The organism is Desemzia sp. FAM 23990, assembly GCF_045528485.1.
Taxonomy (GTDB): domain Bacteria; phylum Bacillota; class Bacilli; order Lactobacillales; family Carnobacteriaceae; genus Desemzia.
The window spans coordinates 37,885-58,504 of sequence record NZ_JBGQQW010000018.1 but is presented as its reverse complement, the minus strand read 5'-3'; the positions used below and the strand labels follow the sequence as shown (position 1 = coordinate 58,504).

The following is a 20,620-nucleotide window of genomic DNA, read 5'->3' as shown; positions in this document are numbered from 1 at the left end:
TTAGTTATTTTAGTTAGATTTACTTTGTGGCAATAAACGAGAATGTATCCATAGATTGGATGTTTTTTTGATTATGATAACTAGTTAATGAATTAAGCTGCGAAGACAACAATATTTTAAATTTATCCGGCATAGTTGAAATAGAAGCTATAGCTTCAGGTGCATTGGACAAGGTCATATCTACTTCCCAAGAACCGTCTTGCAAATCTTTCGAAGGAATAACGGTTTCGTCTACTACATTCCACCCAGCCTGTTTAACTAAATTTTTGCTGTCTTCAAGGGTAATTAATGTACGGATGTTGGCTTCAGTAGTTTCACGGAAACTTTCGTATTGTGCTTGCAGCAGAGCAGCTAAAAAATGTGGCATTTGATGGTTGTCAGTGATATGAGTATCCCATTCCGCAAAAACTAATCGTTTTCCCCATTTATGAAGTTTGGTAAACATTTCTAGCAATATCTCTTGAGATGTTAAGTACCAGCTTGAATGAGAAAACACTATGGTATCAAAAGTATTTTCTGGAAAATCTATTTCAGCAGATAAAATATCTGTGTTGAAATCAACTGTAATTTGCTTGCCCACAGAAGATTGCTGCAGTTTAGCCATCGCTTGACCCAACGTTTCTGGAGCGCCATAATCAGGACCAGCGATATCGATAGCGTGAACTTTTCCTTTATCTCCTGCAAAATAAGCTAGTACAGCAGTCATATCCCCTTGACCACAACCAATTTCTAAAACACTTTCTCCAGCATGAATTCCCCAATACTCTGCTAAATGAATGCGATGTTGCGTTTGGACAGTTTGAATTTCAGATAAAGTACCTGTTGGTGAAATGCTTTTAGCCATTTCTTTTAAGTTGTTCATTCCCAATTCTTATCCCTCTTTCTATTTCTTTCAATGATATGCCGTTTGACTTACTTAGTATACCTTAGTTTTAATCCGTAAAGTGCAGCAAAATGAAAGGCAGTTTCTTGATTTTATGGTATTCTATAGAATAGAAGAAAGGTATGTGAAAGATGAAGAAAAGTTTGATCAAATTAAGAAAAAAATTAGGACTTGTGGCTGCTTTGAGCCTGCTAAGTGCCTGTGGAACAGAAAGTTCAGCAAATGAAGCCTCTAATCCTACTGCTTCTCATGTAGAAACGATTGAAAAAAGCGGCTTAGAAGAGTTGAAAGTTCATTACATAAATGCTGGACAAGCCGATGCAACGTTGTTTGAATTTGCAGATGAGAGTGAAGAATATACGATTCTCTATGATACAGGTGATTGGAACAGAACAGATGTGGTCGATTACTTGTCTAATGAAGGGATAGAAGAACTAGATTTAGTCATCGTCAGTCATCCAGATGCAGATCATATTGGTCAATTAGATAAAGTGATTGAACAATTTGAAGTAGGAGAAATTTGGATGTCTGGAAATACTACCACTTCAGATGTATTTGCACGATCACTCGAAGCAATTCAAGAACATGAAGTAGGGTATTATGAACCTCGAGCAGGAGACCAATTTGATGTTGGTCCATTGGATATGGAGATTCTTTATCCTGCTGAATTGACCGGCAATACAAACGCAGATTCTATTTCAATGATGGTTTCATATGGAGAGATTGATTTCATGTTTACAGCGGATGCTGGAAAAGCGCAAGAAATCGAAATGGTCAATTCTGGGATGAATGTAGATGCGGAAATTCTTTCGTTAGGGCACCACGGATCTGATACTTCCAGTGATCCTTCTTTCGTTGAAGCAGTTAGTCCAGAAGTCGCAGTCTACAGTGCTGGTGTAGATAATTCATACGGGCATCCTCATCAAGAAGTAGTGTCTATGATTAAAGATAAAGGGATAGAGCTTTATGGAACGGATGCCTATGGCACGATCATTGTCACTACCAATGGTGCAGAGTACACTATTCGAACAACTGGCAAAGGGGTTGTGAAGACCGGCAAGAAAGAAAAGAAGGATTCTTCAAAAAATAGTGCTACAATTTCTGAAGTCCCTGAGGAATCGGCTGAAGAAAGCAAACTTGCCCCATCTTCAGAAATGATAAACATCAACACAGCATCTTATGAAGAGTTGCTTGAGATCGTTCATATCGGTCCAGAACGGGCAGAAGAGATTATCGCCTTGCGTCCTTTCGAGCGAGTTGAAGAGCTGAGCGAAGTAAATGGCATTGGAGCTGCCAGGTTAGACGATATTTTAACTGAAGGCAAAGTTTATGTAGGAGGGGAATAAGTGTGAAAGGTATACTAGATCGATTTGAAGAAGATAAAGCTGTCTTATTGGTTGAGCAGTTAAATAAAGAATGGATTGTAGAGGTGGATCGCTTGCCAGCGGGAAGTAAAAAAGGTACTTGGTTTACCTTAGACATCAGTGGAGATGAGATAAGCAGTATATCCGTTGATCAACAGCTTACAGAAGAAAAGAGCCAGAAGATCAATGATTTGATGCAATCTATACGTTCCAAAAGTACAGACAGCAAATTCAAACGCAACTAAAAACGAGATGAATTCAACAGGCTCCATAAAAGATCGGGTAGTCCATTCGATTTTGTATGGAGCCTGTTTATTCTATTTCTTCATTACAATTCTTAGTGATTAAACATAGGTTGCATTTTGTTTTTGTGGTATCATTAAAAGCAAAGAAAAAGTAATTTTTTGGGGGCAATTAGTGTGAATAAAACGTATCCAGATGATAGTTTGGCATTGCATACAGACATGTACCAACTTAATATGATGAAATCGTATTGGGAGTTAGGGGATGCAGATAAGAATGCTGTATTTGAAGTATATTTCCGTGAAAATCCATTTGGTATTGGTTATACCGTTTTTGCGGGGTTGGAACGAGTAGTAAACTATGTAGAAAATTTAACGTTTACAGCATCTGATCTCGACTATTTAAGAGAGACTCAAGATTACCCAGAAGCATTTTTAGACTATTTAAAAAACTTTAAATTTACTGGAACGATTCGTTCAGTCATAGAAGGAGACTTAGTTTTTGCTAATGAACCCATCTTGCAAATAGAAGGGCCTCTGGCTGAATGCCAATTATTGGAGACAACTATTTTGAATGTAGTCAATTTTCAAACCTTGATTGCGACAAAAGCCTCTGAAATGAAGACCGTAGTTGAAGATGATCCCTTATTGGAATTCGGGACTCGAAGAGCTCAAGAAATGGATGCAGCAATTTGGGGAACACGAGCAGCTTTTATTGGCGGAGCAGATGCTACAAGTAATGTTCGTGCTTCAAAATTATTTGGTATTCCAGCCAGCGGAACACACGCTCATGCGATGGTGCAAGCTTACGATAGTGAATATGAAGCATTTATGGCATATGCCAAAACACATAGAGATTGTGTATTTTTAGTAGATACATTTGATACATTAAAAACTGGTGTGCCTAACGCGATTCGTGTTGCGAATGAAATGGGAGATAATATCAATTTTTTAGGTGTTCGATTAGATAGTGGAGATATGGCTTATATATCTAAGCAAGTACGGACGCAACTGGATGAAGCAGGATATCCTGATGCTAAAATCTATGCTTCAAATAACTTAGATTCAAAAACGATTTTAAACTTAAAAATGCAAGGTGCTAAAATCGATGTATGGGGAGTTGGAACACGTTTAATTACCGCGTTTGATCAACCTGCATTAGGAGCGGTTTATAAATTAGTGGCGATAGAAGATAAAAACGGCAATATGAGAAATACAATCAAATTAACCAGCAATGCTGCTAAAATGTCTACTCCAGGTAAAAAACAAGTGTGGCGAATCACCAGTAATGAAAAAGGAAAATCTGAAGGTGACTATGTAGCTCTTTGGGGAGAACGCCCCGATCTGGAAAAGGAGCTGTTCATGTTCCATCCGATCCATACGTATATCAATAAAACTGTTAAAGATTTCACTGCCGTTCCATTGTTGAAAGATATTTTTGTGGACGGTGAATTGGTGTATGAGTTACCTAAATTGGATAAAATCAAATCGCACGCAGAAGAAAGTCTGACGGCATTGTGGGATGAGTATAAACGAATATTGAATCCTGAATCTTATCCCGTTGATTTATCTCAAAAAGCTTACGATAATAAATTAGCGATCATCAGAGAAACGAGACGGAGAATGAAAGAGCTGGAAAGCTGATTATTTCTTTCTTCTCGCGAAACAGTGGTAATTTATAATGGTTATAATAAATATTATTTGCCGAGTAGTTGTAAAGCTTCAATAAATTAGTTGTGATGAGAAAGGGTGCAAGTTATGTCAGAAATCAGAGATGAAATACTAGCAGAAATGAAAGTAAAGCCTTCCATTGATCCTAAAGTAGAAGTTCGACAACGAGTAGATTTTTTAAAAGCCTATTTAACAAAATATCCTTTTATCAAAACGCTTGTACTAGGAATCAGTGGCGGACAGGACTCTACGTTGGCTGGGAAAATAAGTCAATTGGCGATTAATGAAATAAGAGAAGAGACAGGGGACGCTCTGTATCAATTCATAGCTGTTCGATTACCTTATGGAACGCAAGCAGATGAACATGATGCCATGGATGCCATTGAATTTATGCAAGCCGATAAAACGGTTCGCGTAAATATCAAACCAGCAACAGATGCTGTAGTCGAGGCTTTAAAAGATGAAACGATTGAATTGAGCGACTTTACAATTGGGAACATCAAAGCTCGTCAAAGAATGATTGCTCAATACGCGATTGCTGGAACTTACAATGGAGTAGTTGTAGGAACCGATCAATCAGCTGAATCAGTCACAGGTTTTTACACCAAATACGGTGATGGCGGAACAGACATCAACCCGCTGTTTGGATTAAACAAACGTCAAGGGAAAGCGTTACTTGTTGCATTAGGTTGTCCTGAACACTTGTATACTAAAATACCTACAGCAGATTTAGAAGACGACCGTCCATCCCTTCCGGATGAAGTAGCTTTAGGAGTGAGTTACGAAGCTATTGATGACTACCTAGAAGGTAAAGAAGTATCTGAACGGGAAGCCGCTGCTATTGAAGGCTGGTTCAATAGAACACGCCACAAACGCAATATGCCCATAGATGTCTTTGATACATTCTGGAAAGAATAAACGTACGATGTCGAGAATAGTGTGAGACGATAATTATAAGCGAAATCAAAAGTAACAGAAGGTTAAGAAGCTAGCTAAATGCCTAGTTTTCTTAATCTTTTTTGTTAGTGAAAGAAAAAAAGTTCATCCGTTGCATTTTCGGTCTATACCATTTATAATAGAGAGGTATTTTAAATGAAGGAGACAATAATATGACAAATAAAGTATTCGTCAATGGAAATGTTTATACAGGAGAAACTAAAATTGATAACGGTTTCGTCCGTTTCAACAAAGAAATCTTGGCGGTTGGTAGAATGGAAGATTTCACTCAAGAAGCTGAAGAGGAATTAATCGATATTTCCGGGGAAATAATCGTACCTGGATTTATTGATGTGCATAGTCACGGAGGATACGGCAGTGATAATATGGATGCGGATCCTGAAAAAATCAATCAGATGATTCAACAAATGTATCAAGAAGGAATCACTTCTTATTTTCCAACAACTATGACTCAATCTTATGAAAATATTGAAGCTGCTTTAAAAGGGATTGCTGAAGCAGCAGAAACAAATCCGGTGATTCAAGGGATTCATGTAGAAGGGCCATTTATTTCCGCTGTATTCAAAGGAGCTCAACCTGAAGAATATATTAGAATTCCTGATGCTGAAACAATGAAAAAGTGGGATGAGATTAGTGGAGGGCGTGTTCGTCTTGTAACGTATGCTCCAGAAACTAGTGATGCTAGTGAATTTGAAAAAATATGCCAAGAGAATGATATTGTTTTATCAGCTGGTCACACAAACGCGACTAGAGAAGAAATGAAACAATCTAAAGCTAGACATATCACGCATTTGTATAACGCACAACGAGGGTTGCACCATCGTGAACCAGGTGTAACAGGTCATGCTTTCTTAGACGAAGATACGTATGTAGAAGTGATTGCAGACGGGTTCCACATCCATCCTGAAATGGTGAAGATGGCTTACATGATGAAAGGTCCAGATCGCGTAGAGATTATCACAGACGCCATGAGGGCCAAAGGTATGCCGGATGGTGAAAGTGAGCTGGGCGGGCAAAAAGTTATTGTAAAAGATAAACAAGCTCGTTTAGAATCTGGTAATCTAGCTGGCAGTGTTTTGGAGTTCCAAGATGCATTCAAAAATATTATGGAATTCACAGGCTGCAGTGTGGAAGATGCTGTAAAAATGAGTTCAGTCAATCAAGCAAGAGAATTTGGGTTGACACAAAAAGGTATACTATCTGCGGGTAAAGATGCAGATATGGTAGTGTTGAGTCAAGATTTCAATGTCTTGCAAACAGTCAGTTATGGGGAAATCGTGTATAAAGAATAAAAGGAGCGAGTTAAAAATGAACGTTTTTGTAGCAAAAGATAAAAAAGAGGGTAGCCAAAAAGTATTTGATTTGATTACACAAGAAATGGAAAATGGGGCAAAAGTATTTGGTCTAGCAACTGGAAGCACCCCTGAAGATTTATACAAAATCATGACTTCAAGCGATATGGACTTTTCAGGTATTACATCTATCAATTTAGATGAATATGTGGGGTTATCACCAGAAGATCCGCAAAGTTATCGTTACTTTATGGAAAAACATTTATTCTCTAAAAAACCATTCAAAAAGACTTATGTTCCAAATGGTTTAGCAGAAGAAGCAGAAGAAAATACGCGTTACAATAAAATTATTGCTGAAAATCCTATTGATCTCCAAATCTTAGGGATTGGCACAAATGGACACATCGGCTTTAACGAGCCAGGTTCATCTTTTGAGTCTGAAACACGTAAAGTAGCTTTAGTAGAATCTACTATTGATTCCAACAAAGTTTACTTTGACCACGAAGAAGATGTTCCAAGATATGCCTTCTCTATGGGGATAAAATCGATTTTAAAATCTAAAAAAATTATTTTAATGGCATTTGGTAAAAATAAAGCAGAAGCTATTCAACAGATGATCGAAGGTCCTGTGACCGAAGAGGTTCCAGCCAGTGTTTTACAACAGCATCCAAATGTAATTGTGATTGTAGACGAAGAAGCTGGGTCGTTGTTGAATCGTTAGGAGTGAAATAATGACCAAGGAAAAACCGATTTATATTCAAATTCACAATAAGATCCGTAAAATGATCGAAGAAGGTCACTGGAAAGTTGGTGAACGGATTCCATCAGAACGTGATCTTGCTAAGACGTTTGAAGTTAGCCGAATGACTTTAAGGCAAGCTGTTCAGACACTTGTAGATGAAGGGATTTTAGAGCGGAAAGTGGGCTCGGGGACTTATGTTTCCAGTCAAAAAGTCCAAGAGAAAATGACTGGTATCCAAAGTTTTACGGAAACTATGCGTTCTCAAGGACGCAAACCAACGAGCAAGACGATTTCATACCATGTTAAACCTGCCAGTGTCAGTGAAGCAGAACACTTGCATTTGGAAAATGAGACAGTTGTATTGCGCATGGAGCGTGTAAGGTTTGCAGATGATGTTCCGATTTGTTTTGAGGTAGCGACTATTCCGTTTCATTTAGTAGAGTCATTAGGGAAAAAAGAGATCACGTCTTCTCTATATAAAACTCTTGAAGAAGAAAAAGATATCCATATCGGTAAAGCTGAACAAACGATCTCGGCTATGCTGGCATCAGAAAGAATTTCAGAATACTTGGATATCAAACGTGGAGAAGCGATACTGCAGCTGAGACAAATTACGTACAGCAACGACAATAGACCGTTTGAGTACGTAAGAACTCAATACGTAGCAGACAGATTTGAATTCTATCTAGAGAACTAGAACACAGAGCATGCACTGCTTTGTGCAGTGTGTATAAACAAAAGACTGTCTCACTGCGAGACAGTCTTTTTGTTTAGTAAAGTTGTTCCGATTCGAATAGTTGCTTCTGGATAGCCGCTTGATTGTTTTTCAGTTTTGTCTGCAATTCTTCAATATTCCGGCCTAGTTTTTCCAGCAGTTCGATGTTGCGTCCAATTTTTGATTTGGTATCCCAATCTGAAAATAGATTGTCAAAGAAGATATCGAATGTTTTGCTCATTCCGCTAAACTTCTCATAACTCAAAAAAGTATCCATAGACAAATCTGTTAATTCTTTAGAATAATGTTCCAACTGTTGTTCCAATTGACTCATTTTAGCTTCAGCTTTATCGATTTTATCGTATTTCATCATATCAAACAATAGACTGCTATCTGTAAACATATCCCAAGTAGAGTAAGAGTCTGCTGAGTCTAAATCGTCTAAAGCAAAATCGATTGCATCCAAAACACTTTCTCCAGCAGCTAAAGCTTCCTCAATTTCAATCAATTCTTGTTTTAGTTGTGCACGTTTCGTTTCTTCTGCAGTGATTCTTTCACGAAAGAGAGGATCACTTTGATACAGAGTTTCTTTTAATCGTTGGAGTTGAGAAGACGTTTCGTTGACAGCAGTTTGAACCGCATCTAATGCTTCTCTAGATTCAAGGGCCAAGGCTAGTGATAGATCCAGCTCCATTTTAGCCGTGAGTTGCTCTTGTTTCTCTTTATCCAGTCTTTTATCGTAATTGCCCACTAAGCGCTTTAAAAAAGTAGACAATGACTCTTCTTGCAATTTTTCTACATCATCGCTTTCTTTTGCAAAAATAGATTTAGCCGTTTCATAGCGTACTTTATTTTCTTCAAATCTGATTTTTGCATTCGCCTCTTTATTTAGTAAAGAACTCATTTTTGCTTGTAAAACTTCATACTCCTCCATTACTTGATCCTCTCCCTATAGGTAAGTCTTTTTTCTTTTTTATTATGACTGAAAAGAGTGCGAATCTCAATGATAAAAAAAGAGCTTGGACAAATGCCCAAGCTCTCATAAAAATAAATAATGGCTTAACTAATTATATAGTAGAAATGCAAAACAATTAATTTTTACTGAAATCTTCTACCCATGTCATTCCTAATGCACCTTCACCTAAATGAGTGCCGATAACGGGACCAAAATAACTCAGGTGAAATGTAACGTCAGGGTACAAAGATTCTAATTTTTCTTTCCAAATAAGAGCTTTCTCCTCAACGTTTGCATGTATAATGGTAGAAACGATAGGATAACCTTTGGCTGCATCAGCGCCTAATAATTCTTCGATACGTTTTAAGGCTTTTTTGTGTGTACGAATTTTTTCGAAAACGACAATTTGTTTGTCTTCAAAATGCAAGATAGGCTTAATCTTCAATAAGGTACCGATAGATGCAGCACCACTTGATAAACGTCCGCCGCGAACTAAATTCTTCAAATCATCGACTACAAAAAAGGCCTTCAAACTTTGCTGCATGTGGTCAAAGTGATGGAATATTTCTTGTACAGAAGCGCCTTCTCGAACTAAACGAACAGCTTCTAATGCAAAGTACCCTTGAGCAGTACAACTGAGACCGGAATCGTAGGGATAAACTTGTATGCCCTCCATGTATTGTCCAACGTTTGCGATGCTTTGGTACGTACCGCTGATTTTACTGGATAAGTGGACACTGATCACAGCATCATAATCTTTAGCTAGTTCAGCAAATAAAGATTCAATATCGCCAATAGTCGGCTGCGAGCTTGTGGGTAATTTTTCGCTATCTCGAATAAGGTCAAAGTATTGTTCGCTTGTGATATCTACTTCTTCTTTTAACGCTTCGCCATTCACAACAACAGAAAGCGGCAATCGATAAATATGGTTATCTTGGTACTGCTTTTCAGTCAAATAAGCAGTACTATCTGTTACAACAGCTATTTTCAATTCAAAACCTCCCAAGCTGATTTTATTGTGGTGAAATATCAGCACATATTAGAAAATTATAGCATAGAAAGAGTGTAAAACAGAATAGAATCTAAAATGTTTACATTGTTTTAAAATAATCTGGTTTCATAAACAAGTTGTACTTATTCGCACGACTAGTTAAACACAAGCTGTTTACTTGCCTTGTGTCATCAATAAAAAACTTGTAGACTAAAGGCAAAAACAAAATAGAAACTGTCTGAAGAAAGGAAATTATCATGCTGAAAAACTATCGTACTATTGAAAAAGATGGTCAATTTGAAATAGAGATCAAAAAATCTCGGTTTATTTGCCATTTAAAACGAGTGGCAGACGAGACTGAAGCGACAGCTTTTATTGAAGCCGTAAAAAAAGAGCATGCTAAAGCTACGCACAATTGTTCAGCTTATTTAATTGGAGATCAGAACGAAGTCCAACGAGCTCATGATGACGGAGAGCCTAGTGGAACAGCTGGAATTCCTATGTTGGAAGTGCTAAAGAAAAAAGAGTTGAAGAATGTAGCGACTGTAGTAACCCGTTATTTTGGAGGCGTTAAACTAGGTGCCGGCGGATTGATTCGTGCTTATGGAAATTCTGTCAGTAGAGCACTAGAGGAAATCGGACTAGTAGAAGGAATGCTCCAAGCTGAGATCCGTGCAACGATCGAGTATCCGTTATTAGGGAAAGTAGAGAACTTGCTGCGCGAGTCATCTTATACAATAAAAGATATCGTTTATACAGATAAAGTAACATTTAGTTGCCTTGTAAAAGAAGAGGAGAATGCTCGTTTTTATGAAGACCTGATTGAGTGTGTGAGCAATCAGGTCACTTTTGAGGAAGGTGAGTTAAGTTACCGTGAAGTAAAAATTACCTCTGAATAATAGATTAATTTGCAAATTGTAACTTAAATTTTGTGTTTCTTCAACATATATTCAATGGGGAAAAATGTTTCAAAGACTCCCTTTTGTTCTTGTTTCAGTCGTTAATTACAGTTAGTTAAATGTCAGCAGCCAGAGAAATGAGCATTTTGCCATAGTAGAAAATCGTTCTAGGTGGGTTGAACATCAATAAAACTTCTTGAATGATAAAAAAAGGTGAAATTGGGTCTCGATGTTGAACAATTGTTAAGAAACATTTACAATTTTTCAATAAGAGTATTGGAAATTGTAATTTTGTGATAAAATGACCAAGACTTCAAACAAAGCATCTGCATTATTTTTTTTATCCAATCAAAAAAGGATTGTTTGCTCTAGAAAAAACGTTAAGATATAAGCAATAGTACTGCTCATTTCAACAAATAAACTAGTTTCAAGAATACATTTGAAAAGGTGATAATCAGTGAAGAAAAAACAGAAAGACTCTTCAACTCGTTCTGAGTATAGGAGAAGCGGAAAACGCAAAAAATCCAAAGGCCAGAAAATTATTTTGGCTATTTTAATTCCTATCATGGCTGTTTTATTGGTAATAGCTATCTTTGCAGCAAAATTATTTGCTGAAGCTCAAACCGCTGTGGAAGATTCTTATCATTCTATTGAACGAGAAAGTGAAATAGATGTCGATCCAATAGAAGATACTGTCTCTTTACTGATCATGGGTGTGGATGACACTGAAAGTCGAAACTTGGGAAGTGCCAGAACGGATGCCCTGATTTATTTGACGATAGACCCTCAAAATCATGAAATTAATATGGTGAGTATCCCTCGAGATACGTATACCGAAATTATGAATGATGGTGAATTTTACAGAAGAAATAAGATCAATTCTGCTTATGAAGTAGGACAAGAAAAAGCCGTTATTGAAACAGTAGAGAACTTATTGGATGTGCCGGTTCATTATTACGCAACGTTTAACTTTGATTCCTTCTTAGAAATTATTGATGCTTTAGGCGGAATTGAAATGGATGTGCCTGTGACTATCTCAGAACAAAATTCTGATGGACAAATGGGTCAGATCCATTTAGAAGAGGGCTATCAAACCTTAAACGGAGAGCAAGCATTAGCGCTGGCTCGTACTAGAAAAATCGATAATGATGTCAAACGCGGCGAGCGTCAACAATTGATTATTCAAGCGATTGTGAAAAAAGCATTGAGTATCGGTTCGATTCCAAAACTTTCTGATGCAATCGAAGCTGTTGGAAGCAATATGCGTACCGATCTGCGATTTAATGAAATGCTGAATATTGCTCAATCAGGCTTGGAAGGAAGTTACACGTTCGATTCACACATTTTCGAATGGACTGATTTTACGTTTAATGGAGCTAGTATGGTCGAGTTGTATCCGGATAGTGTTGACTACATCAGTCATAAATTACGTGTAGCATTGGATTTAGAAGCTGCAGATGAACGCGATGCAGAAGGGTATGAATTTACTTCTAATCGAATAGCAGAATACGCTGATTAAAATCAAGGATGAAGAATTGTTGCACCTATAAAAAAAGTGAGTTGAGGCATATGAATATGCTTCAGCTCACTTTTTTTAGTATCGTGATAATGCTATTCTTTGCGATTCCAAGCACGAGCAAATTTGCGAATATGTTTTAACAAAGGCTGATTCGATTTACCTGTCAAGCCGATGAGTTCTACAAAAAGCTCCAGACCAAATCCTAAACCAATCGTCAGAAAAATCCAACCCCACAGAGAGGATAAAGGATAAAGCAGTGCAATCAAAGAAAAAATAGCGGCTAAAAAGTAGATAGCAACAACTGTTTGCTTGTGAGTGAAACCCAGCGTCATTAGGCGATGATGAATATGCAATTTATCTGCTGTAGCAATCGATTGTTTGTTTAGAATTCTGCGGATCATTGCATAAATAGTATCTGTAATAGGAATGCCTAAAATAACAATTGGAATAATCAACGTAATCAAAGTAGCATTTTTTAAACCTTGCAGAGACATGACGGAAATCATAAAACCAAGAAATAAGGCTCCGGTATCTCCTAAAAAAATTCGAGCAGGATTAAAGTTGTAGGGAAGAAAACCAGCAATACTGCCTACTAATACAAAAATCATGATTGGTACTGACATACTGTCTACGGTTAAAAAGAAATAGCCGATAATTCCCATAGTAGTCAATGCGATCATGGACACTCCGCTGGCTAATCCGTCTAAACCGTCAATCAAATTAACCGCATTTGTAATGGCTAAAATCCAAAACAGTGTTACCGGTAAACTGAAGGATCCAAAATGAAGCTCGCCAATAAAAGGCAAGTTGATCATATTTAATTGAATGTCTCCGACGTAATAAACGATCAGACCAGCAATAAGAATACCTAGCGATTTTAATTTAGGGCTCAACTCTTTTAAATCATCCACTATCCCAGTGATCAATATGACACTGGCCCCTAAAAAAATCGGCAGAGTCTCCTGATTGGGAATAGGCAACAGGAAGAAAATTGAGAGGAAGAAAGAGATGAAGACAGCAATTCCTCCTAAAGATGGTACGATTCTTGTGTTTACTCTTCGTTCATTTGGCAGGTCAACAGCTCCGATTGAAATAGCTAATTTCCTTACAAAAGGCGTTAAAACAATGGATATCAATGCTGCAGCTATACAAGTCAAAAGAACATGGAACATATTATACATTCAAATGATCCTTCCTTAACGTTATCTTCATTTATTATACAAATTTAAATGGTTAAACACAATTGCAGACCTTATTTATTTTAGGATTACGGGTCAGAACAGTATTGAACTCATGGCATTCAACATAAAAATTTTCTTTTGTTTCATTGTATTCAGAGAAATAATCCTATAAACTAGTTGAAAGAGCTTTTTTTGATAACGAGCATACCTGGAAAATAGTCCGTAATGGTGATGAATCTAACTTACGAGGAGAAAAAATATGCGCTCTACTGACAGAAAGAAAAAAAAGAAACGAACTAAATGGATTGTCCTTTCGGTTTTCATTTTCATTATACTAGGAATAGGTATTTATCTTACTTATGCGTTTATGTCGGCAAATCATTTTTTTAATTCCATTCAAGGAGAACCGATTCCTTCAGATGACGCAAATGAACAAGTCATTATTGAAAATAAAGAACCCTTTTCTATTTTATTGTTAGGTGTAGATGAGCGACCTGGGGATATCGGCAGAGCCGATACGATCATGGTGGCTACTGTGAATCCAACGAGTGAGGACATTAAATTGGTATCTATTCCTCGGGATACATTGATCGAATTACCCGATACACAAGAAGAAGATAAAATAAATGCTACTTATGCTTATGGAGGTATTCCTTACGTCATTGATACGGTTGAAGAGTATTTAGAGATATCGATTCAATATTACGCTCAAATCAATTTTCAAGGCATGGTTGATTTAGTAGATGCAGTTGGCGGAATTGATGTGAATTCTCCTTTAAAATTCACCGTACAGGATAGTACTGAGAAAGCCGATGCGATCCATATTGAAGAAGGCAATCAGCACTTAAATGGGGAAGAAGCTCTGGGATATGCTAGAATGCGAAAACAGGATCCTCGTGGCGACTGGGGGAGACAAGAGCGTCAACGGCAAGTGATAGAAGCTATCGTAGATGAAACGATCTCTATTTCGAGTTTGACAAACTTTAATACAATCTTTAATGCGATTGCTCCAAATTTGAAAACCAATTTAACTGGTCGCGAGATATGGATTTTAGGCACAAATTATGCGCCGGCAGCACGAAACATTGAATCATTGACATTAGACGGTGAAGCAGATACAGTTTATTTTTCAACGTATGGACAAGACGTCTATGTATGGGTCCCTTATGAAGAGACATTAGAAGAAATTCGTCAAGTATTGCAAGAACACTTGGAAATCAATTCTTCTAATAATGATATATCCATAGAGGAAAGCAATACTGAAATAGAGTAAATAAAAAACGAGGGAAATGTGGATGGTTATCCACTTTTCCCTCGTTTTTTATGGTTCATAATTGCATTATGTTATTTAGTGTATTTCAAAAAATAGTTCTTTTTTTGCGTAAATTATTTTGAGGTGATGTGATGGAAAAGTGGTTAGTTGGAAGAGAATTGTTGCGGAACGAACTGATTTCTGTAATAGAAGCTTCAGAAAACATTCAAGAGAGAAAAGGCTTTACGTTAAATGCCAAAGAAATCATCTGTAATCGATGCGGCGCCAGTCAATCGAAAGATAGAATCAGTGCGCCTTGTCCATGTAGTACAGACTGTTTTTATTGTGTCAGCTGTCTGCAAATGGGGAAAGTAAAAAAATGCAGTGTTTTGTACTATCAGCAAGAAGAAAACAGTTTTGATGATCTAGAGGAACCTATTTTGACTTGGACAGGATCGTTGTCTCCCCAACAGCAGCAAGCTTCAGTAGAGATTTTGAATGCTGTACGAGTTGGAGAAGAGCGGTTGATTTGGGCGGTTGCAGGTGCGGGGAAGACGGAAATGCTATTTCAAGGAATAGCCGATGCATTAAAGGATAAGAAGAGAGTCTGTGTGGCTTCTCCTCGAGTAGATGTTTGCTTGGAGTTAGCGCCTCGATTGCAACAAGCTTTTTTGCATGTAGAAATAGCTGTTTTGCATGGAAATATGGAAGAACCTTATACTTATACACAGCTTGTGATTGCGACAACGCATCAGCTGATACGGTTCCGTGAGGCGTTTGATGTGCTGATTATTGATGAGATAGATGCTTTTCCATTTCATATCGATAAAAGCTTGCAATTTGCTGCTCAAAAGGCTCGTAAGAAAAAGGGAGCCTTGATTTACTTATCAGCTACACCAAGTAAGGAAATGCAAAAAGCGATTCGGTCAAAACAATTATCGGCATCGATTTTACCCGCTCGTTATCATGGTTTTTCACTGCCTGTGCCAAAGTTTATTTGGACAGGAGATTGGCGAAAAGGGATAGCAGATCATAAAAAAGCCTTACCTTTCTTGGATCACGTCAAAAGATTGACAGAGAAAAAACGGAGATTTCTTATTTTTGTGCCTCATATTGCATTGATGGGACAATTGGATGCTTATTTACAAATCCTGTTTCCAGCACATTCTTTTACGAGTGTTTACGCAGAGGATCCAGAGAGAAAAGAAAAAGTTTTAAAGATGAGGCAAGAAGAATATGATTTTTTACTGACTACCACTATTTTAGAAAGAGGAGTAACCTTTAGAGATATTGATGTATTGGTCTTAGGTGCAGAAGACAAAACTTTTACAGAAGCTGCACTGGTGCAAATTGCCGGTCGAGCTGGAAGGCACAAAGATTATCCAAAAGGAGAAGTGTTATTCTTTCATTATGGGCAGTCAAAAGAAATGAAACGAGCGCGTAAACAAATTCGGCAAATGAATAAATGGGCATCGGAGAGAGGACTGATCCAAAAATGACCAATTGTTTGTGGTGTGGACGTGAAGAGTTGCCTAAAATTCGTTTGATCGATATTGTTGGACTGACAAAAATTAAAACAGAACCTCTGTGCAGACAATGTAAAAAGCAATTAAGCTATTTAGACGATCAATCAACTTGCAGGGGGTGTGGAAGACCTGAAGACGGGGAGGAATACTGTAAAGATTGTATACGTTGGCAAAATCTTTATCCCCATTATGATTTTCATAATGAAGCATTGTACGAATACAATGAGTTTATGAAAGAGTGGATAGAAGCCTATAAATTTAAAGGAGACTACCGCTTAGGAAAGGTATTTGCGGAACCGCTAAAGTACAAGGTTGAAAAGAGAGCTGATACAGAGTCTGTTATCATACCGATTCCCATCAGCAAGAAAAGTATGGATATTAGAGGATTTAATCAAGTGAAAGGATTGCTGGATTTTGCAGGCCTTTCATATAATGAAGTTTTGGTTCATGTAGGGATTGGAGAGAAGCAATCTAGTAAGAATCGACAACAGCGGATGACCAGCTCGCAACCATTTGAAATCAAACCAAGTAAACGGATAGAAATAGAATGTCGGAATATATTATTGATCGACGATGTTTACACTACAGGAAGAACTCTTTTTCATGCAGCAGATTGTTTGTTTTTGAATGGTGCGGCTAACGTGCAGTCTTTGACGATCGCACGTTAAAGCGGATTAAAAGCGTGCAAAATTCTTTTGACGACAAAAGAAAGATTTCAATTGAAAAGTTTGCTTATTAAAACGCTATCTTTTATAATGATAATAAGCAATACATCCTGTGAGTGGTCCACATGGTGTTGCGGTATCTGATGATGAGAGGTGTTAAAACAGCAGAATCAGAACTACTAATATATGAAGATAGGCGGATTCATAAAGAAAGTTCTGCTATTTAAACGAATCATTGAATTACCAAAAAGGTATCAGATGAAAGGGGAGACTGTTTATGATTAGATACAATGTCCGTGGAGAAAACATCGAGGTGACTGCTGCAATTCGCAGTTATGTTGAGAAAAAAGTAAGTAAGATTGAAAAATACTTTAATGATGTACCAGAAGCCACAGCTCATGTAAACTTAAAAACTTATTCTGATAAAACAGCTAAAGTAGAGGTTACAATCCCAGTACCTTATATTGTATTACGTGCAGAAGAAACCTCTCCAGATCTATATGGAAGTGTGGATTTGGTTGTAGATAAATTGGAAAGACAAATGCGCAAATACAAAACAAAATCAAACCGTAAAGGGCGCGAACAAGTATCTCAACCTGTTGACCCATTGATTGGAACTGACTTCGAGCATGCTGATGCAGAAGAAGTCGAAGAAGAGTTGCCAATTGTGCGCACAAAACGCTTATCATTGAAACCAATGAACAGTGAAGAAGCCGTATTGCAAATGGATATGCTTGGACACGACTTCTTTATTTTCGAGGACGCAGATACAAACGGAACAAGCATTGTTTACCGCAGAAATGACGGGAAATATGGATTGATTGAAACAGAATAATCGTTGATTCTATCTATTAATAAATGAGTTAAACTAAAAGAACACAAGCGAAGAGTTCATTCTCCGTTTGTGTTCTTTTTACGATTTGAGGTCAATCATAGAGTATTTAGTCCATTACTGCCATAAGTTTAGGAGAGGGAAGCTGGTTTTATCGAAAAAAGCTTTAATTTCTTTCTATATATGATAGAATTAGAAAGAATGTAAACTGAATAATAGGCGAAGTGTAACAAAAAGGATATGTCAGATTATATAGGCAAATAACTAGTGGATAGAATGACCATATAGGGGAGAAATATTGAATGGCAAATTTATTACGCAAAATTTTTGATACAGATAGAACAGAATTAAAAGAATTGGATAAAATCGCAAAACAGATAGAAACGTTTGCTGATCAAATGGCAGCTCTAACTGATGAGCAGCTGCAAGCAAAAACGCCAGAATTGCAAGAACGTTACCAAAAAGGTGAAACTCTGGATGAAATGTTGCCAGAAGCATTTGCTGTAGTTCGAGAAGCTGCAAAACGAGTGTTGGGATTGTATCCTTTCCATGTTCAATTAATGGGTGGTATCACCTTGCACAGAGGAAATATCGCGGAAATGAAAACTGGTGAAGGGAAAACTCTGACTGCTACGATGCCCGTTTATTTAAATGCGCTTAGTGGTGAGGGAGTTCATGTTGTTACCGTCAATGAATATTTGGCTAGTCGTGATGCGATCGAAATGGGAGAGCTGTACGAATGGTTAGGTTTAACGGTTGGGTTGAACACCAACGATAAATCCTCTGCGGAGAAACGAGAAGCTTACCAATCGGATATTATGTACAGTACGAATAACGAATTGGGCTTTGATTATTTACGTGACAACATGGTTGTTTACAAAGAACAAATGGTGCAACGTCCATTGAATTTTGCTGTAGTGGATGAGGTTGACTCGATTTTAGTGGATGAAGCCAGAACACCATTGATTATTTCTGGACAAACACAAAAATCAAATACTCTTTACACACGTACAGACTTTTTTGTTAAAGGTTTAACCGAAGAAGAAGATTACACGATTGATGTTTCTTCAAAAACGATTGCTTTGACAGAAACGGGTATGGAAAAAGCCGAAAAAACGTTTAGAGTCCAAAATTTATACGATGTTGAAAACCAAGAGTTGACGCATCACTTAGACCAAGCTTTACGAGCAAATTACATTATGCACCATGATTTTGATTATGTAGTACAAGAAGGCAAAGTAAAAATCGTAGACCAATTTACTGGACGTATCATGGAAGGTCGTCGTTATTCAGATGGACTTCATCAAGCAATCGAAGCTAAAGAAGGCGTTGAGATTCAAAAAGAATCTAAAACAATGGCCAATATTACCTTCCAAAACTACTTCCGTATGTACAAAAAATTATCTGGTATGACAGGGACAGCCAAAACAGAAGAAGAAGAATTCCGTGAAATCTATAATATGAATGTAGTCGCTATTCCGACGAACAAACCATTGCAACGGGATGACCGTGCGGACTTGTTGTATCCTTCTTTGGAAAGCAAATTCAAAAGTGTTGTAGCAGAGATCAAAGAACGCCATGCTAAAGGCCAGCCGATTTTGGTAGGTACTGTAGCCGTGGAGACTTCTGAATTGCTTTCTAGAATGCTGAAACAAGAAAAAATTCCACATGCTGTATTGAATGCAAAAAATCACTTTAAAGAAGCGGAAATCATTACCAATGCGGGTCAACAAGGTGCTGTAACGATTGCTACCAATATGGCTGGTCGTGGGACAGATATCAAGTTGGGGGCTGGAGTTCGTGAAATAGGCGGATTATGTGTTATCGGTACCGAAAGACATGAATCTCGCCGTATTGACAATCAATTGCGTGGACGCGCTGGACGTCAAGGAGATCCGGGTGTCAGTCAATTCTACTTATCTTTAGAAGATGATTTGATGAGACGCTTTGGTTCTGAAAAGATTCAAGCTGTCTTGCAACAATTAAAGATTCAAGAAGAAGATGCTGTTATCCAAAGTAAAATGATCTCTCGCCAAGTAGAATCGGCACAAAAACGTGTCGAAGGAAACAACTACGATACACGTAAAAATGTCTTGAAATATGACGACGTGATGCGTGAACAACGGGAAGTCATTTACAAACAAAGACTTGAAGTCATCATGGAAACTGAATCGTTGAAGAATGTATCCGTGCCGATGATCAAACGTACGATCAATCGAATCGTTCAAGCCAATACTCAAGGTGAAACGAAGGATTGGGACTTGCAAAATATTGTTGATTTTGCCGGTTCAGCATTAGTTCATCAAGATGATGTATCATTGAGCGATATGGAAGGCAAAACGGCTGAGCAAATCGAAACCTATTTATTAGACCTAGCTAAGACGGTCTATGCAGAAAAAGAAACTCAACTAAATGGTACTGAGCAAGTACTGGAATTTGAAAAAGTCATTATCCTGCGTGTTGTCGACAGCAAATGGACAGATCACATCGATACGATGGATCAATTGCGTCAAGGTATCGGTTTGCGTGCTTATGGGCAATCAAATCCGTTAGTAGAATACCAAACAGAAGCCTTTAATTTATTTGAAGAGATGATTGCAGCTATCGATTACGATGTGACTCGCTTCTTGATGAAAGCACAAATTCGTCAGAACTTGAAACGAGAACAAGTCAGTGCTGGAACGCCAGCTCATGCTGAAAATGCTAAAAAAGCTGCTGAACAAGCTAAACAAGTGATGAAACAAGCTGTTCATGTTGACGGATCTAAGGTTGGCCGTAACGATCCGTGCCCATGCGGCAGCGGCAAAAAATTCAAGAATTGTCATGGACAAGATGTATAGTCTTTTCATTAAAAATGAAATAAAGCAAATAAAAAAATACGAGCTTCGATAAGCTGTATTTAAAGACTAGAGGGTTTAGACAAATTATTTGGCT

At 37.7% G+C, this 20,620-nt stretch carries 18 protein-coding genes; 14 read left to right on the top strand and 4 right to left on the bottom strand.

From position 1 onward, the window contains the following. Positions 1-19 precede the first annotated feature (19 nt). Positions 20-862, bottom strand: coding sequence for a class I SAM-dependent methyltransferase (locus ACEN4I_RS08410; RefSeq protein ID WP_407095939.1), 843 nt, complete (start codon positions 860-862; stop codon positions 20-22). Positions 863-1,014: 152 nt separating this feature from the next. Between ACEN4I_RS08410 and ACEN4I_RS08405 the strand changes: the two genes are divergently transcribed. The 7 genes from ACEN4I_RS08405 (at position 1,015) to ACEN4I_RS08375 (ending at position 7,848) form a co-directional block, all read left to right on the top strand. Beyond that, positions 1,015-2,229, top strand: a complete 1,215-nt coding sequence (locus ACEN4I_RS08405) for an MBL fold metallo-hydrolase (protein WP_407095845.1) — start codon at positions 1,015-1,017, stop codon at positions 2,227-2,229. A 2-nt stretch (positions 2,230-2,231) separates the two neighbouring features. After that, positions 2,232-2,492, top strand: a complete 261-nt coding sequence (locus tag ACEN4I_RS08400; protein ID WP_407095846.1) for a DUF3006 domain-containing protein — start codon at positions 2,232-2,234, stop codon at positions 2,490-2,492. A 174-nt stretch (positions 2,493-2,666) separates the two neighbouring features. Beyond that, positions 2,667-4,133, top strand: a complete 1,467-nt coding sequence (locus tag ACEN4I_RS08395) for a nicotinate phosphoribosyltransferase (RefSeq protein ID WP_407102713.1) — start codon at positions 2,667-2,669, stop codon at positions 4,131-4,133. A 114-nt stretch (positions 4,134-4,247) separates the two neighbouring features. Beyond that, positions 4,248-5,078 carry an ammonia-dependent NAD(+) synthetase gene (nadE, locus tag ACEN4I_RS08390; RefSeq protein WP_407095848.1) on the top strand — a complete coding sequence of 277 codons (831 nt, stop codon included), beginning with the start codon at positions 4,248-4,250 and terminating at the stop codon, positions 5,076-5,078. A 191-nt stretch (positions 5,079-5,269) separates the two neighbouring features. Next, the gene (gene nagA / locus ACEN4I_RS08385; protein WP_407102714.1) at positions 5,270-6,409 is read left to right on the top strand and encodes an N-acetylglucosamine-6-phosphate deacetylase; all 1,140 of its coding nucleotides are present in this window, start codon (positions 5,270-5,272) and stop codon (positions 6,407-6,409) included. A 16-nt stretch (positions 6,410-6,425) separates the two neighbouring features. Beyond that, entirely contained in the window at positions 6,426-7,130 is a 705-nt protein-coding gene (locus ACEN4I_RS08380) for a glucosamine-6-phosphate deaminase (RefSeq protein WP_407095850.1), read from the top strand. A 10-nt stretch (positions 7,131-7,140) separates the two neighbouring features. Further along, positions 7,141-7,848, top strand: a complete 708-nt coding sequence (locus tag ACEN4I_RS08375) for a GntR family transcriptional regulator (protein ID WP_407095851.1) — start codon at positions 7,141-7,143, stop codon at positions 7,846-7,848. Positions 7,849-7,921: 73 nt separating this feature from the next. On the opposite strand, the gene ACEN4I_RS08370 is transcribed toward ACEN4I_RS08375, so the two are convergent. Then, positions 7,922-8,800: a hypothetical protein gene (locus ACEN4I_RS08370; RefSeq protein ID WP_407095852.1), complete on the bottom strand. Its 879-nt coding sequence runs from the start codon at positions 8,798-8,800 to the stop codon at positions 7,922-7,924. 157 nt (positions 8,801-8,957) lie between these two features. Then, a complete protein-coding gene (locus ACEN4I_RS08365) occupies positions 8,958-9,812 on the bottom strand; it encodes a DegV family protein (protein ID WP_407102715.1) in 855 nt (284 codons plus the stop codon). Between the two features lie 257 nt (positions 9,813-10,069). Between ACEN4I_RS08365 and ACEN4I_RS08360 the strand changes: the two genes are divergently transcribed. After that, the gene (locus ACEN4I_RS08360) at positions 10,070-10,711 is read left to right on the top strand and encodes a YigZ family protein (RefSeq protein WP_407102716.1); all 642 of its coding nucleotides are present in this window, start codon (positions 10,070-10,072) and stop codon (positions 10,709-10,711) included. Positions 10,712-11,168: 457 nt separating this feature from the next. Beyond that, a complete protein-coding gene (locus ACEN4I_RS08355; protein WP_407095855.1) occupies positions 11,169-12,230 on the top strand; it encodes an LCP family protein in 1,062 nt (353 codons plus the stop codon). Between the two features lie 92 nt (positions 12,231-12,322). On the opposite strand, the gene ACEN4I_RS08350 is transcribed toward ACEN4I_RS08355, so the two are convergent. Continuing rightward, complete coding sequence (locus tag ACEN4I_RS08350; RefSeq protein ID WP_407102737.1) at positions 12,323-13,402, bottom strand: glycosyltransferase family 4 protein; 1,080 nt, start codon at positions 13,400-13,402, stop codon at positions 12,323-12,325. Positions 13,403-13,670: 268 nt separating this feature from the next. Between ACEN4I_RS08350 and ACEN4I_RS08345 the strand changes: the two genes are divergently transcribed. The 5 genes from ACEN4I_RS08345 (at position 13,671) to secA (ending at position 20,526) form a co-directional block, all read left to right on the top strand. Further along, entirely contained in the window at positions 13,671-14,684 is a 1,014-nt protein-coding gene (locus tag ACEN4I_RS08345) for an LCP family protein (protein WP_407102717.1), read from the top strand. 131 nt (positions 14,685-14,815) lie between these two features. Further along, positions 14,816-16,162 (top strand): DEAD/DEAH box helicase, encoded by a 1,347-nt coding sequence (locus ACEN4I_RS08340; protein WP_407095857.1) that lies wholly within the window; start codon positions 14,816-14,818, stop codon positions 16,160-16,162. Next, on the top strand, positions 16,159-16,857 hold the full coding sequence (locus ACEN4I_RS08335; RefSeq protein ID WP_407095858.1) for a ComF family protein: 699 nt from the start codon (positions 16,159-16,161) through the stop codon (positions 16,855-16,857). The genes ACEN4I_RS08340 and ACEN4I_RS08335 overlap by 4 nt, the downstream gene beginning before the upstream one ends. Positions 16,858-17,131: 274 nt before the next feature. Then, positions 17,132-17,689, top strand: a complete 558-nt coding sequence (gene hpf / locus ACEN4I_RS08330; RefSeq protein WP_407102718.1) for a ribosome hibernation-promoting factor, HPF/YfiA family — start codon at positions 17,132-17,134, stop codon at positions 17,687-17,689. A gap of 299 nt (positions 17,690-17,988) precedes the next feature. Beyond that, complete coding sequence (gene secA, locus ACEN4I_RS08325) at positions 17,989-20,526, top strand: preprotein translocase subunit SecA (protein ID WP_407095860.1); 2,538 nt, start codon at positions 17,989-17,991, stop codon at positions 20,524-20,526. The last annotated feature ends 94 nt before the right edge of the window (positions 20,527-20,620 follow it).